This window comes from Corallococcus terminator (assembly GCF_003611635.1).
Classification (GTDB): Bacteria; Myxococcota; Myxococcia; order Myxococcales; family Myxococcaceae; genus Corallococcus; species Corallococcus terminator.
Genome location: NZ_RAVZ01000003.1, coordinates 19644 through 33153, shown reverse-complemented (window position 1 = coordinate 33153; position 13510 = coordinate 19644). Strand labels below are relative to the sequence as shown.

Here is a 13510-nt window from a genome sequence, read left to right as displayed (position 1 = left end):
GCGTTCAATTGTCCGAAACGTGGGCCTAAAATAGGAAAGCAGGACATCCCCCATCTCCAGGAACTTTCTTGAGCCCCTCCCCTCCCCTCCGTTTCCCTCCGCGCCACCTCATTGCCCGGCTCCTGGCCCTGCTGACGGCCCTGCCGCTCACCGCCAGCGCCGCGCCGCTCTACGTCAGCCCCAGCGGCTCCGATTCGAACGCCGGCACCAGCGCCACGGCCCCGCTGAAGACGCTCCAGGCGGCCCTGGACAAGGCGACCGCGGGCACGACCATCCAGCTCGCCGCGGGCATCTACCGCGAGCGGCCGGTGACGAAGCGGGCGGGCACGGCGTCCGCGCCCATCACCCTCAAGGGGCCTGAGACGGGCAAGGCGCGCTCGGGGCGCTACAAGGCGGTGCTGTTCGGCACGGGGCGCATCTTCAACATCGACCACAGCCACTACGTGCTGGAGGGCTTCACGATTGATGGGCAGGAGAAGCTCGTCAACGCGACCTGGCCCACGGCGCTGTCGAGTGTGCGGAGCTTCAAGGACGCAAACCAGGGGCTCATCGCCGACGGGCGGCTCATCTACATCGGTTCGTCGGAGACCTCGCGCGACATCACGGGCGTGGTGATTCGCGACATGTTCCTCAACGGGGCGGGCGGCGAGTGCATCCGCATGCGCAGCAACGCCCACCACAATGAAGTCGCCAACTCGGTCATCCAGTGGTGCGGGATGTACGGCAAGGGCGACGACGTGGACAGCTACAAGTACCACAACGGCGAGGGCGTCTACATTGGCACCAGCCCCAAGTCGACCGACCAGCCGATGTATGCCAACGATCCCAGCTCGTTCAATGACATCCACGACAACACCGTCCACACGTTCGGGTCGGAGTGCCTCAACGTGAAGGAGAACGCGCACGACAACACGTTCGCGAGGAACGACTGCCGCAACAACGACGAGCCGCTGGAGTTCCTCGGCAGCCTCATCGAGCTGCGGGGCCACGACAACGTGCTGGACTCCAACGTCATCACCGGCAGCCGCAGCTACGCGCTCAAGCTGAAGTCCGACTCCGGCGCCTACGACAAGGGTGGCAACTCCGCCCGGAACAACACCTTCCGGCAGGCGACGGGCGCCTTCATCCGCAACGACAACAGCGCGCCGCAGGACACCTTCTGCGGCAATACGTTCGATTCGACGGCGACGCCGGTGACGGGCAGCAGCTCGGTGGGCACGCCGACCGCCCCCTGCACCGGCGGCCAGGACACGACCCCGCCCACGGCGCCGGCAGGGCTGACCGCGACCGCGTCCTCCAGCAGCACCGTGGACCTGGCCTGGGGCGCGAGCACGGACAACGTCGGGGTGACGTCCTACAAGGTGTCCCGTGGAAGCACGGTCGTGTGCACGGTGTCGGCGCGCGCTTGCAGTGACACGGGCCTGAGCCCTTCAACGACGTACAGCTACACCGTCCGGGCCTACGACGCGGCCGGCAATACCTCCTCCGCGAGCAACACGGTGAGCGTGACGACTCAGGCGTCCTCCGGGACCGTGCTGCTGTCGGACACCTTCGAAGCGTCCACCAGCTTCCCGTCGGGGGGTTGGACGAACGCCAGCGGCAACGGGAGCTGGGCGCTCGTCACGGACGGGACGAAGGCGGCGAAGCAGCAGTCCTCCTCGTCCGCGACGTACATCGTCACGGCGGGCCAGCCCACGTGGACGAACTACACCTGGTCGGCCCGGGTGAAGACGGGCGCGACGGGCCTGCGCACCGGGCTCGTCGCGCGGTATGTGGATGGGAACAATTTCTACTTCTTCATCCTGCACAACGGGAACCTGGTGCTGAACAAGAAGGTCGTGGGCACCACCCAGACCGTGCAGTCGGTGCCCTTCACCGCGAGCACGTCGGCGTTCCACACGCTGACGCTCGTCGTGCAGGGCACATCCCTCCAGGGCTACGTGGATGGCGTCCTGCGCGTGCAGGGAACGGACACGGGCCTGGGTGCGGGCAAGGTAGGCTTCTACGCGACTGGCGTCGCGACCTACGACGACGCGCGCGCCACCACGCCGTAGGGCCCCACCCCGGAAATCGCATCCGGGGGTGAGGAGAAAAACCGGGCACCCACGTTCCGGGGGGGAACGGCGAATGAACGCCGTCCCCCCTGGAGCATCCCCCCGTGAAACCGTCCTCGACTTCCCTTGCCCTGGCACTCGTCGGCGCTGGCTGGCTCATTGGCGCGTCCCCCGTCCACGCGGCACCGACCGCCTCCTCCGGCCCGCGTGAAATCGCGCGGGTCAGTGGGGCACCCGGCAATCACGTCCTGTTCCTGGAGAATGACGAGGGAGAGGTGGATGTGGCGGTCGCGGCGACCTATCCGTCGCGCCCCCTCATCGCCCCCCGCTTCCTCAAATCACACACGGCGGCGGAGGTGTTCCTGGCAGTGGCCCCTGCCCACCAGGAGCTGCCCGCGGCGTTCACGCGAAACGCGCGCCTCGCGGTGGACCGCGACACGCGCGAGCAGCTCCAGCGGGAGAACGCGGACGCGCTCGCCAGTCTGCCCATGACCAGCGATTCCGGAGGTCAGTCCCTCGCGGCAAGCTGTTCGGCATCCTTCCGCGACTGGGTCGGCAACGTCTATGACGATGCCACCTGCGGAGACCCCAGCCAGGAGGTCATCGGGACCGTCCGTCCGACTGATACGTACTGCACCAGCGGCTGCGACTACACGCTCGGCGCCTATGACAAGGGGACGTGCCAGCCCAAGCTTCGCTCCTGCGACATCGTCCAGGGAAAGGCGACCGTCGTGCGCCTGCGCGCCACGAACTGGGGTGACCTCAACTTCAATCACCCGGGACACTTCGCCCACTTCGGTGTCGCCAACTGCACCGGCAATGGGCCCGTGGACTTCAACTACAGGCGGGGCACGGCCAGCACCTCTACCGTCCAGGTGCCGCTCAACGGCATGCTCTACGTCAAGCTGGGGTCGGAGATCGTTCCCGGGAACGCCGCCAACTTCGTGAGCTATGGCCAGTGGAAGACGGGCAAGCCCGCGAGCGGCGCGACGTACGTGGGCAACAGCCTGTCGGTGGAGACCCATGGCGGCACCGATGATCGGGTGATTGCCTGCGGCGACATCTACACCGACTACACGATGACGGACATCTCGTCGCCGTCCTGCCATGGCCCCGACATCTCGCTTTGCAGCGGCTCCAACTGCACCAGCGCCTGCTTCTACTGCTCGGGAGGAAGCTGCCCCATCAACTGAGGGCCGCCTCGCGCGCGCCGTCGCGACGCTCAGCGACGGCCGCGCAGTTCCTTGATGACGTCGACGAACGCACGCAGGCTCGCGGGCACATGTCGGTGGCCCGGGTAGTACAGGCTGAGCGCGTCGTCTTCGGGGACCCAGCTTTCCAGCACGCGCACCAGGCGCCCCGCCGCCAGGTCCTCCGCCACCATGAACTCACTGAAGTAGCCCAGGCCGATTCCGTCGAGCGCGGCCTGGTGCACCAGTTGGTCACTGCTGACCGTGAGCGGGCCGTTGACCTCCAGCGACAGGACCTTCCCCCGGCGCTCCAGGTCCCAGCGGTACACGCGGCCGTTCGACATGCGGAAGCGGATGCATTCGTGTTTGAGCAGGTCGTCCGGCCGCTTCGGCGTCTGCCGACGGGCGAAGTACGACGGCGCGCCAGCGATGACGTAGCGGATGCGAGGGCTGCACTCGACCGCGACCATGTCGCGCGGCACGAGGTCGGTGGTGCGCACCCCGGCGTCGAAGCCGTCCGCGACGATGTCCACGAGCCGGTCCTCGGTGACGAGCTCCAGTTGGACGTCGGGGAAGCGCTTCACGTATTCGCGCACGTACGGCATGAGCACCCAGCGCGCCGCCACCTGCGACGTGTTGATCCGGAGCGTGCCGCGAGGCGTGGCACGAAAGCCATCCAGGGTCTCCACCGCCTGGGTCAGTTGTTCGAGCGCCGGTGTGACGCGCGCGAGCAGGTGCTCCCCCGCATCCGAGAGCGCGACCGAGCGCGTGGTGCGATGGAACAAGCGCACGCCCAGTTCCGCTTCGAGCGTGGCGATGGCATGGCTCAGCGCCGAGGGGGACATCCGCAGCTCGGCCGCCGCCGCCCGGAAGTTGCGGTGCCGCGCGACGCAGACGAAGGCGCGAAGCTCCGAGAGCTGACTCATTGTGCGATTCCTTGCATCAGTGCATGTCTCTTCGTGCAGTTCTCGCACCACAGCACGGCTGCTAGAGACAGACCATGCCCCAGACCGTCCTTGTCACTGGCAGCTCCACCGGCTTCGGCCGGGCCACCGTCCGCCGCTTCGCGCGCGCGGGCTGGAACGTCATCGCCACCCTGCGCACGCCCGAAGCGGAGCGAGAGTTCCAGGCGCTCGACAACGTGCTCGTCACCCGGCTCGATGTCCAGGAGGGCGCGAGCATCACCTCCGCCGTCGAGGCGGGCCTCGCCCGGTTCGGCGCCATCGACGCGCTCATCAACAACGCGGGCTTCGGCCTGTATGGCGTGTTCGAAGCCACGCCGCGAGAGAAGGTGGCGGAGCAGTTCGACGTCAACCTCTTCGGCCTGATGGACGTCACGCGCGCCGTGCTCCCCCAGATGCGTCGCCAGAAGTCGGGGGTCATCCTCAACATCACGTCGGGCGCGGGCGTGTTCGGCCTGCCCATGAGCTCGCTGTACTGCGCGTCGAAGTTCGCGGTCGAGGGCTTCTCCGAAGCGCTGAGCTATGAGCTCGTCGGGCTGGGCATCACCGTCAAGCTGATTGAACCGGGCGGCGTGCTCGACAGCCAGTTCGTCTCGCGCACCGGCAACGAGGCGGCGCGGACCGGGCGCATCGAGGACTACGCACCGTTCATCGCGCGCTCCGAGGAACTCTTCGCGGGCCTGCGCAACACCCGCGCTGGCGCGACCTCCGACGATGTGGCCGAGGTCATCTTCGGCGCCGCGACCGACGGCACGGATCAGCTCCGCTACGTCGCCACGCCGCAAATCCAGGCGCTGGTGAAGGCCCGCCGCGAAACCTCCGAGGCCGAGTACCTCGCACTGATGCGCAAGAACTTCGGCTATCGCCGCGACTGACATTCTTCAGCCACAGCGGATCCACTCCAGAACGCTCTCAACGGAAGACAAGCGGATTCCTAGAACATGGGAAACTCGCGCAACTCCGTAAAGGTCGTTTCGACAATCGGTCCAGGAGATCCGCATGTCCAACTACCGCATTCGTCAAGGCGACACCCTCTCGGCCCTCGCCGCTCGCTTCAAGACCAGCGTTTCCGCGCTGGCGCGCACCAACAAGATCGCCAACCCGAACCTCATCTACGCGGGCGCGTCCCTGCGCGTTCCCGGCCACAGCGGGAGCGACAGCTTCCAGCCGGCCAAGGGCGGCACGAAGCGCCCCAGCGGCGCGGGGCGGCCCAGCGGTTCGAACGGCGGCGGCAAGGTGGATTCGAGCGCTGGCGCCGGAAACTCGGGCGGCGCGACGCCCGCGATGCGCAAGCTGGCGGCGGCGGGCCGTGCGGCCGCGATGGGCATGGGCGGCTACAACAGCCAGGGCCTGTGCGCCACGGGCGTGAGCCGGGCCATCCAGAACGCCTTTGGCGTCAAGGTCTGGGGCAATGGCAACCAGATTGACAACAACCTGCCGCGCGACAAGTTCAAGCAGGTCAACATGTCGCTCGCGGAGGCGCTGAAGACCCCGGGCCTCGTCCTCACCTGGGAGAAGACGTCGTCGCGCCTGGGCAGCATCTACGGCCACACGGCCATCACCACCGGCGACGGCCGCTCCTCCGTGAGCGACTTCATCGAGCGCAACACCCTCGGGGCCGGTGGCCGCTCCGGGCTGAAGATCTTCCGGCCCATCGTGTAGTGCCCACCGCCCGGGGAAGGCGGCTCAACCCGGCGAGGTGCCCTCCGTCGTGGGGCACCCGCCCTGCTCTTCATGGGCCGCCGCCCCGTAGCGTCGCGTAGGAACGGGCGGGCCTCCGCGGAGCCAGTCCCAGGCCTCTCCGTTCCAGCACTGCTCGCCCCACCCCAGGTGCGCCGCGGCTTCACGCGCCCGGTCCCCGTGAGCGACGAGCGCCCATCCCATCCGGGACTGACGGCTCTCCCCGCTCCGGAACTTCAGGAGCCGGTGCCGGCCCCGGGCCTCGTCGTGGTCCGCCTCCCAGAGCGCCTGGTTCTTGAACCCGTCGCCCTGGGCGTCCACGCCGTTGTACTCACACCAGGCGACTACGTCCCTGGCCCGGACAAGCCTTGAGCCCTTCGAGAGTTCCGTGACTGCGGCCACGAGGAGATCGGAGGTCAGCACACGCATGGTGGAGGCACCGGGGCTGGGGTCAGCGACGGTGCTCAACCTAGCGGGTGGGGTGTCTCCGGGTGGCCATGGGGCCGCCACGTGATTGTCATGGTTCTGTCATGGCGCCCGGAGACGGGCAGGCAGGCAGGCGGGTCACGCCCAGGCCTTGCGGACCTCCGCGTAGTAGTTGCGGAAGAACGGCACCATCGCCGCGCGGTTGCCGTCGACGATCGCCAGCAGCTCCGGTGGCAGGACGAACTCCTCCTCCCCCAGCTCGTCGTACAGCGAGTCCAGCATCTGCTGGTAGAACCGGGGGAAGGAGCGGTGCCAGCCGACCTTGGGCAGGCGGATGCCATGCTCCCAGCCCATGGCCAGATAGTGTTTGAGCGCCTCCGCCCGCGCCTCCGGCAGCGTGTAGAGTGAGATGGGTTTGCGCTCCGGAAGGAAGTCCTCGTTGACGAGCCCGGGCTCGCCTCGCATCCGCCGCGCCAGGTGCTGGCCGAGCAGGGGCGACTGGAACAGGCCATCCCGGTACGTGCCGGTGAGCAACCACAGGCCTTCCACGGACGTGGGGCCAATGAGGGGACACGTGTCCACCGTGACGGGCCTGTTGCCGGCCTGCCAGCCGACGAGCTGCGCCGCGCAGAGGTCCTGGTCGATCTGCTCCAGGACGCATTCGAGCAGGAAGAACATGTCGGCCGGCGTGGTGCGCAGCATGGGCCGCGCCATCAGGATGTTCGTCGCGCCGAAGTAGAGCTGGTTGCCCGCGCGGGGCATGCCGTGGAGGCCGCAGGCGAACGCGCGGTTCGGCGTCCGCACCACGTGCTTGAGCTGGGTCCTGGGCACCTGGAGCAGCAGCGACGTCCCGCCTCCGCTGAAGATGCGCGGGATGCGGCGGGCCAGGTCCGGAAGCTCGTCGAGGACGGCCTGCGTCCCGACGCCCATGGCGAGCACGACCTGGGCGGCCGCGAGCGTCCGACCATCCTCCAGCCGGACGCCGGTGACTCGCCCCGCGTTCACGTCGAGCGCCTTGACCGCCCCGTCGATGAGCGAAACCTTCGCGGACTGCTCAAGCACCCGCGTGAGTCCCCGCAGCAGGCGGCTTGCGTCCACCGACCCTTCGCGCGGCAGGAACAGGGCCCGCTTCGGCCGGCAGTCCTCCGCGGGGTACAGGCCGGGAACATGGTTTGGATCCAGCTCCTCGAAGGGCTCCCCCTCCGCCGTCGCCGCCTGCTGGATGGCGGCGTAGTTCTCATCCTCGATGGTGCCGGACTTCGCGTTGCTGAACACGATGGTGCCGGCATCGAGCCGCACGTGGTCCTCCACGGGCAGCTCGCTGTTCAAGCCCTCCAGCCACTCGGGCCAGAGGCGAGAGGCGAGCACGCCCTGGGCATGGCGCGCACGGCCCGGCGCGGTGCGCAGCAGCGGGGCCGTCACCTCGCCGTAGCAGCCCAGCATCGCCCCGGCCGCGCCGGAGGCTCCACCGGGCCTGCCCGCAGGGCCCACCACGGCGATGCGCAGGTTCGGATCCTGGAGCGACAGGGCACGCGCGGTCGCAAGACCCAGCGCGCCATTTCCCGCCACCACGACGTCATAGGTGCTCATTCGCTGGATGCCCTCTCGGCGGGTCTGGGAGGTCCACACTGCAACGACATCCGGTCCGGGGCCCGCCGCGCCCGCCAGGGGGGCGCGGACACGGCGGGCGGATCATCGGACCGACCGGTGCTGAATCAGTCTTCCTTCTTCGCCGTGTCGGAGACGATGTACGGCGGCCACCACTGGCGCTCCGCACTCGACCCGCACGTCACGGTCGGCTCCTGCAGTTGCTCCTTCTTGGCCAGGAGGTCCTTCACGGTCTCAAGCCACTGCGATCCGTTGTTCATGAGATGTCTCCTTGCTGCCGGGTTGGCTCTACGAGGGTACTGCGTACAAGCGTCTCCAGCCCCGTGCGCAACTGGCGGCGTGCTTCATCGGGAGCAACACGCCCCCCGATCGCCTCCAGGTACGCCCGCTCCATCTCAGCGAACGTGCGGCCATCGCTGAGTTCGAAGATCAACCACGCATTCAGATCGAGCCAATGCAGCCTTGGCGCGTCCGGCGAGAAAACCATCAGGCACTCACCCCGGGTGGAGGGGCGGGCCCGCAGACCGCGAACCTTCTGGTAGGCCGCCTTGTCGGGGGCGCCCGCGCGCCCTGCGGAGGCCTTGCCGAACACCTCGCGGTCGACGGGTGCCAGGGACTCACTCAGCCACCGGACGAAGTCCCGCCCCTGCGGCGTGAGCAGGTGCGACCACTCCGTCTGGAGCTGTTCACCCAGATAGCGCGCCCGGTCCACCGAGCGCCCGAAGCGAGAGCCACCGTCGTTGTTCACCACCGACATCGCATGCGGGCGCGTGGCGTAGGCGGACGGGTCCCCGAAGCGTTCAATCAGCGACCGGTCCGCCGAAAGCGCGGCGGCCTTGAAGAGCGCGAGGTGGACATACACATGGTAGGCGAACACCGTGCGGACGATGGACCAGCGGACGTCGCGCCAGGGCACCTGGATGGTCTCCTCCGGCTTCGCCGCGATGGACACCGAACGGGTGGCGTCGAAGAGCTTCATGTGAAGCCCCTCGTGCAGCAGACACCCGGCGACATCCCAGGGATTCCCCAGGTCCGTCAGCGACAGGAAGATGGTGGAGGGCGTCAGGTCCCCACCGGCGGCGGACAGGACGGTGCCACCTTCGAGCCGGGCGCTGAGCAGCGCGATGGCCTCGATGTGCGTCAGCGCGCTCGCCCCTGAATGCGGCAGCAACTGGGAGAGCAGCGCGATGGAGTCGTTGATCTTCCCCTGGGCGGACGCATCCGGGCTCAGCAGCTTCCCGCCGCTCTTGGGGTTCGTCAGGAAGATGCCGTCGAACGCCGAGTGCAGCGCCTTGGAGTAGGCATCACCGCGTTGGGCCACGTCCCACAGCCACTTCGGGGCCTCCGTGCCCACGCGGAAGCGCGACGGCATGCGCGACTCGCACAGCCCCAGGGGAAGCGCCTCCAGCGCTCCGGGCAGCATCTCCTCCAGCGGATGGGGCGATGTCAGCCGGCCGGCCTCCAGGTCGGAGAAGGCCTGTTCGAGCGTCAGCCGGACCAGCGGGTCGAAGAAGATCCGGCGTGCGTCGATATCGTCGAGCGCCTCCACGGTGGTCACCGCGCGCGCCAGGGAGGGCAGCCGTTCGGCGAACAACTCCAGGCCAAAGCGATAGCGGGTCAGGACCTTCGCGAGGATCCTCGGCGAGTCTCCGAAGGAGGGCTGCGCGATGAGGGCCCGGTCCGCCGCGTGGATGACGTCCGAAGCACCCATCACGACACCCGCCCTTCGGAGACCGGTTCAATCATTCCACTCGACACGAGTCCCTCGAGGGTCGGCGCGAGCTGGGCCCAGGCGCGCTCGGCACCGAGTCCCAGCGAGGCGGTATAGGAAGACAGCATCTCTTCTTCGGTCTTGCCGTCGCACAGCTCGAAGGCCAGCCAGGCCGCGAGGTTCAGCGTGACGATCTTCCGTGAGCCCGGGTCCAGGGCGAACAGCACCTCGGAGGACGGCGAGCGGCGCAGGGAGAGGTCCCGGCCCTGGCGATAGCGCGCCGGAGACGGGGCCCGCCCGAGCGTGAGCACCGGAGGCTTCACGGCCCGTCCAGGCGGTCCGCCAGACGGCACCGCCCCCAGGGCCTCCAGGGGACGAATCGCTTCCCAGAGCCAGGCGTTCATCTCGCGTCCATACGGCGTCACCCGGGACGCCAGGGGGCCCTCCAGTTGGGTGTGCAGGAAGTCCAGCCGCTCCTCCGCGCGGGAGAAGGGCTTGCGGGTGTCGTTGTTCACCACCGACATCGCGTGGGCCGGCGCGTCGTAGTCCCGGGGCGCGCCGAACTCGGCATGACAGTCGGGCCCGAGGTGCTCCACGGCGGCGCGAAACACCTGCATGTGCACGTACGCGTGGTAGGCGAAGATGCTGTTCGACAGCGAGGTCTTCCGGCCCCAGGCCAGCTCGACGGGGCCGTCATCCGTCACGATGGCGCCCGTGCGGATCAGGTCGGAGAGCTTGAGGTGCACCGCCTCATGCAGGATGTGGCCCGCCGTATCCCAGGGGTTCTCCAGCTCGAGCGGGTCGATGAAGATCATGCACGGGGTGCCGTCCCCTCCGGAGCCCGTCAACATCCGGCCCCGGGGGCCACGGATGTTCGCGATGGCGATGGAGTGGAGGTGCCGGAAGACGCTGGCCGTCATCTCCGGCACCAGCCGCTGGATCAGCGCGCAAGCGCGCTCCAGTCCCGCGACCATGGCCGGGGTGGGACGGATGATTTCGACGCTGCTTTCGGCGCCCGGCATGAAGCCCGTGCGGATGCTCTCGCGCAGCCTGTCGCGAAGGGGCGTCGACTCCTCCGGAAGGTCCCAGACCCAGACCTTGCCCCCGGGGCCCACGGACAGGTCGCGTCCCATCGCCGATCGGGAGAGGCACCGGCCCGGCGTTCGCGCGACGCAGGCCAGGGCCTCACCCAGCAACCCGGGCAGCTCCTCACCCGCGGCACCGTCCGCGCCTGAGGTCTCCAGTCGGCTGATCGCGGCCTCCAGTGCCGCGCGCACGAGCAGGTCGCCGAACACGGTCTCCGCCGTCGCGGCGTCCAACGCCTCGACACGGCCCGCGACGTCACGAAGACGCGCGTCCCGCCGCGCCAGCACCTCCAGGGCGAACCGGTAGCGCTCGCTGACGCGCAACACGACCCGCGACGAATCTCCGAAGTGCTCGTGATGCTGAAGGCGGCCGTCGGTGAGCCGGATCACATCCGTTCGTTGCACGCTGAGCTCCATTCGAATGGCATCCATACCGACATCCGCCATCCCGGCATATCCAGCATTTCGCTTCAAATGGTGCCAGCCCGCCCCGAAGGCCACAAGGCCCGGGGTCGAGCTTTTTTCCAGGGTCGGATCCCGAACGTTTGAGACAGACGAGGCAGGGCGAACCCATTTCCTCCCTCTGAACAGGGCCACGGAGGGGCCTATTCTTCAGGATGAAGCCCGCATGACGCACCGGGCTCTGGCGAATAAATAATGCTGTCATTGAACTGCTCACCGGAGGCGGCCCTCTCTCGCGGGAAAATCCTGGGAGATGGGAACGCATCTGTCTGGGGTTGGAGCACACCGGCGGGGTAAGGTGCCCGCCATGGGCCGGGAGCTGACAGGTGGAACGAGGATCCTCGCGGGCGTGGGCCTCGCGGGTGCGGTGGGCTTCCTGCTGGTGCTGGACCTGGAGCGCCGGGACATCCGCGTGGTCACCAAGGCCCTGCCGATGATCTGCCTGCTCCTGTGGCTGTGGCAGCCCCGGGAGCGCTACTCGCGGTGGATCTTCGCCGGGCTGGCGCTCTCGCTGCTCGGAGACGTGCTGTTGGACGTGGGGCCGGAGTTGTTCCTGCCGGGACTGGGCGCGTTCCTGCTGGCGCATGTCAGCTATGCGGCCGCGTACCTCACCGTGACGCGAAGGCTGCATCTGGCCAGGGCGCTTCCCTTCGGGGTCCTGGCCGTGGGCGCCAGCGTGGCCCTGGGGCCCGGGCTGGGAGGCATGGCGCTGCCCGTGATGGCCTATGTCGCCGTCATCTGCACCATGGGCTGGCGGGCCTGGGCCTTGATGGGGGCTCCGGGGCTGGCGCGGCGCGAGCAGTGGCTGGCGTTCGCGGGCGCGCTGCTGTTCGCGGCCAGTGACGGCCTGCTGTCCATCAAGCTGTTCGTGCGTCCCCTGCCCGGCGCGGGCTACGCCATCATGTCGCTGTACTGGGCCGCGCAGCTCTGCATCGCCCTCTCCGCGAGAGGGCCGGGCACTTCGAACTCCAGTGTCCTGGACCCCGGCGCGGCAGCGAAACAAACCGCCTGATGATGCCTGTTCATGGGGCGGAGGGGGCCACCGGTCACCCGGAGGTCGTCACGTGCTCCTCGACGACGTAGGCACGGGTCCGTGAGCGTTCGAGGAACTTCTCTTCGTCCCTGGCGATCGCGTCACCATTGGAGGGAGCAAAGAGCAGGGCCCCCCAGGCATGGAAGGCCTCCCGGTCGGGGAACACCAGCTCGGTGACGACGTCGAAGTCGATCGAGCTGTCCTCCATGTTGAGCGCATCGCCCCGCACCAGGAAGTTGCGCTTGTAGACGATGGGCGGGGGCGCCAGGCCGCAGACCAGCCGCACGTGGTTCTTCTCGTAGTACTCGATGAAAGCCTGCGTCTCGAGTCCCTGCTTCTTCGTGAGAAAGGCGAGCACCTTCAACATGTCGTGGCTCCATCGGGACGAGAGGGGACGGCATCCTCCACCCGAGAGCGGGCAGGTTCAATCGCGGTGGACCAGGACGCCATCCGCGTGCTTCGCAGCCGAGCCATAGAAGACGCGAAACCTCTCGAAGTACTCCTGGAGGGCGTGCCAGTCATCATCGAGCTGCGCCGGATGAGGATGCTTGTAGACAGAGCCTTCGTCCATGGCGACAGCGGTGAAGTGGCGCCGGAGGCTTTCAAACCGGACTCCGTCCAGCATGTGGGCGATGCGGCCCACCGTCTCCGGTCGCGTGTACCGGAGGGGAACGCCCTGCCCTCCCCGCACGTGCTCGGCGATTTCATCCTCGCCCCGGATCGCGAGCTTGATCAGGGGGTCCTCGTCAGTCCCAGATTCGTCCCTGCGCTCGGCCGACAGGACGAAGTGGAGCCGATCCCAGTGTCGATCCAGGGTCGTGTTGAGCCCCCCGAGGTCGGGGCGTGTTCGCAGATGCTCGACCACGAGGTGCCAGAGCTTGACCTGCCCCGGGATGGGGGGGCCCCCGGACAAGAGGTGTTCGATACGTGGGGCCCTGAACATGAAGAGGACGCTCCAGAAGTATTCGCCCGCTTCAAGGTCCTGCCGGGCCACGTCCAGCAACTCCGAGGACGCGGGAATGGCCTGATAGTACGTTTCGAAGCCCATCGCGGAATTCTACGATGGCCGCATCATCCAGTCGCTGGGCAAGAACGCCGCTCGCTAGAAGTTCCGCGACGCGAAGCCAGTGACGTGTGCGCACTCCGACACGCCCTTGAAACGCAGTCAACCGTTCCCCAACGGACAAGATCCTCGTCCCTGCGACAGTCATGCACCGGATGGATTGGCAAGGATTGAGGCTGTAGATTGGCGATATCAAAAGCAGATGAAACAGGCGCGCTGTTCGGCGTCCAGGTCCG

General features: G+C 68.0%; 13 protein-coding genes. 5 read left to right on the top strand and 8 right to left on the bottom strand.

Going from position 1 to position 13510, the window contains the following annotated elements:
* The first annotated feature begins 68 nt into the window (after positions 1 to 68).
* Together D7V88_RS00850 and D7V88_RS00845 are read left to right on the top strand one after the other, a co-directional pair.
* On the top strand, positions 69 to 2054 hold the full coding sequence (locus D7V88_RS00850; RefSeq protein WP_120538665.1) for a fibronectin type III domain-containing protein: 1986 nt from the start codon (positions 69 to 71) through the stop codon (positions 2052 to 2054).
* A gap of 104 nt (positions 2055 to 2158) precedes the next feature.
* On the top strand, positions 2159 to 3247 hold the full coding sequence (locus tag D7V88_RS00845) for a hypothetical protein (RefSeq protein ID WP_244237886.1): 1089 nt from the start codon (positions 2159 to 2161) through the stop codon (positions 3245 to 3247).
* 29 nt (positions 3248 to 3276) lie between these two features.
* Here the strand turns inward: D7V88_RS00845 and D7V88_RS00840 are convergent, their stop codons facing one another.
* A complete protein-coding gene (locus D7V88_RS00840) occupies positions 3277 to 4170 on the bottom strand; it encodes a LysR family transcriptional regulator (RefSeq protein ID WP_120538663.1) in 894 nt (297 codons plus the stop codon).
* A gap of 74 nt (positions 4171 to 4244) precedes the next feature.
* Between D7V88_RS00840 and D7V88_RS00835 the strand changes: the two genes are divergently transcribed.
* Together D7V88_RS00835 and D7V88_RS00830 are read left to right on the top strand one after the other, a co-directional pair.
* The gene (locus D7V88_RS00835) at positions 4245 to 5081 is read left to right on the top strand and encodes an SDR family oxidoreductase (protein ID WP_120538662.1); all 837 of its coding nucleotides are present in this window, start codon (positions 4245 to 4247) and stop codon (positions 5079 to 5081) included.
* A gap of 124 nt (positions 5082 to 5205) precedes the next feature.
* Positions 5206 to 5868 carry a LysM peptidoglycan-binding domain-containing protein gene (locus D7V88_RS00830; protein WP_120538661.1) on the top strand — a complete coding sequence of 221 codons (663 nt, stop codon included), beginning with the start codon at positions 5206 to 5208 and terminating at the stop codon, positions 5866 to 5868.
* A gap of 24 nt (positions 5869 to 5892) precedes the next feature.
* Here the strand turns inward: D7V88_RS00830 and D7V88_RS00825 are convergent, their stop codons facing one another.
* The 5 genes from D7V88_RS00825 to D7V88_RS00810 form a co-directional block, all read right to left on the bottom strand.
* Positions 5893 to 6315, bottom strand: coding sequence for a hypothetical protein (locus D7V88_RS00825; RefSeq protein WP_208726050.1), 423 nt, complete (start codon positions 6313 to 6315; stop codon positions 5893 to 5895).
* A 135-nt stretch (positions 6316 to 6450) separates the two neighbouring features.
* Positions 6451 to 7902 carry an NAD(P)/FAD-dependent oxidoreductase gene (locus D7V88_RS00820; RefSeq protein ID WP_120538660.1) on the bottom strand — a complete coding sequence of 484 codons (1452 nt, stop codon included), beginning with the start codon at positions 7900 to 7902 and terminating at the stop codon, positions 6451 to 6453.
* A 125-nt stretch (positions 7903 to 8027) separates the two neighbouring features.
* Positions 8028 to 8180, bottom strand: coding sequence for a hypothetical protein (locus tag D7V88_RS43600; protein WP_167508727.1), 153 nt, complete (start codon positions 8178 to 8180; stop codon positions 8028 to 8030).
* Positions 8177 to 9631, bottom strand: a complete 1455-nt coding sequence (locus D7V88_RS00815) for an aKG-HExxH-type peptide beta-hydroxylase (RefSeq protein ID WP_120538659.1) — start codon at positions 9629 to 9631, stop codon at positions 8177 to 8179. The genes D7V88_RS43600 and D7V88_RS00815 overlap by 4 nt, the downstream gene beginning before the upstream one ends.
* Complete coding sequence (locus D7V88_RS00810; protein WP_147448554.1) at positions 9631 to 11121, bottom strand: aKG-HExxH-type peptide beta-hydroxylase; 1491 nt, start codon at positions 11119 to 11121, stop codon at positions 9631 to 9633. The genes D7V88_RS00815 and D7V88_RS00810 overlap by 1 nt, the downstream gene beginning before the upstream one ends.
* Before the next feature lie 364 nt (positions 11122 to 11485).
* On the opposite strand from D7V88_RS00810, the gene D7V88_RS00805 reads away from it, so the two are divergent.
* Positions 11486 to 12190 carry a lysoplasmalogenase gene (locus tag D7V88_RS00805; protein WP_208726048.1) on the top strand — a complete coding sequence of 235 codons (705 nt, stop codon included), beginning with the start codon at positions 11486 to 11488 and terminating at the stop codon, positions 12188 to 12190.
* Positions 12191 to 12224: 34 nt separating this feature from the next.
* Here the strand turns inward: D7V88_RS00805 and D7V88_RS00800 are convergent, their stop codons facing one another.
* Together D7V88_RS00800 and D7V88_RS00795 are read right to left on the bottom strand one after the other, a co-directional pair.
* Positions 12225 to 12578, bottom strand: a complete 354-nt coding sequence (locus tag D7V88_RS00800) for an EthD domain-containing protein (RefSeq protein ID WP_120538656.1) — start codon at positions 12576 to 12578, stop codon at positions 12225 to 12227.
* A 57-nt stretch (positions 12579 to 12635) separates the two neighbouring features.
* The gene (locus D7V88_RS00795) at positions 12636 to 13259 is read right to left on the bottom strand and encodes a DUF1877 family protein (protein ID WP_120538655.1); all 624 of its coding nucleotides are present in this window, start codon (positions 13257 to 13259) and stop codon (positions 12636 to 12638) included.
* Positions 13260 to 13510: the final 251 nt, after the last annotated feature.

Bases quoted from the DNA above. Each gene is read 5' to 3' on its own strand.
- D7V88_RS00840 (WP_120538663.1), bottom strand. From the start codon at position 4,170: ATGAGTCAGCTCTCGGAGCTTCGCGCCTTCGTCTGCGTCGCGCGGCAC.
- D7V88_RS00835 (WP_120538662.1), top strand. From the start codon at position 4,245: ATGCCCCAGACCGTCCTTGTCACTGGCAGCTCCACCGGCTTCGGCCGG.
- D7V88_RS00830 (WP_120538661.1), top strand. From the start codon at position 5,206: ATGTCCAACTACCGCATTCGTCAAGGCGACACCCTCTCGGCCCTCGCC.
- D7V88_RS00825 (WP_208726050.1), bottom strand. From the start codon at position 6,315: ATGCGTGTGCTGACCTCCGATCTCCTCGTGGCCGCAGTCACGGAACTC.
- D7V88_RS00820 (WP_120538660.1), bottom strand. From the start codon at position 7,902: ATGAGCACCTATGACGTCGTGGTGGCGGGAAATGGCGCGCTGGGTCTT.
- D7V88_RS43600 (WP_167508727.1), bottom strand. From the start codon at position 8,180: ATGAACAACGGATCGCAGTGGCTTGAGACCGTGAAGGACCTCCTGGCC.
- D7V88_RS00815 (WP_120538659.1), bottom strand. From the start codon at position 9,631: ATGGGTGCTTCGGACGTCATCCACGCGGCGGACCGGGCCCTCATCGCG.
- D7V88_RS00805 (WP_208726048.1), top strand. From the start codon at position 11,486: ATGGGCCGGGAGCTGACAGGTGGAACGAGGATCCTCGCGGGCGTGGGC.
- D7V88_RS00800 (WP_120538656.1), bottom strand. From the start codon at position 12,578: ATGTTGAAGGTGCTCGCCTTTCTCACGAAGAAGCAGGGACTCGAGACG.
- D7V88_RS00795 (WP_120538655.1), bottom strand. From the start codon at position 13,259: ATGGGCTTCGAAACGTACTATCAGGCCATTCCCGCGTCCTCGGAGTTG.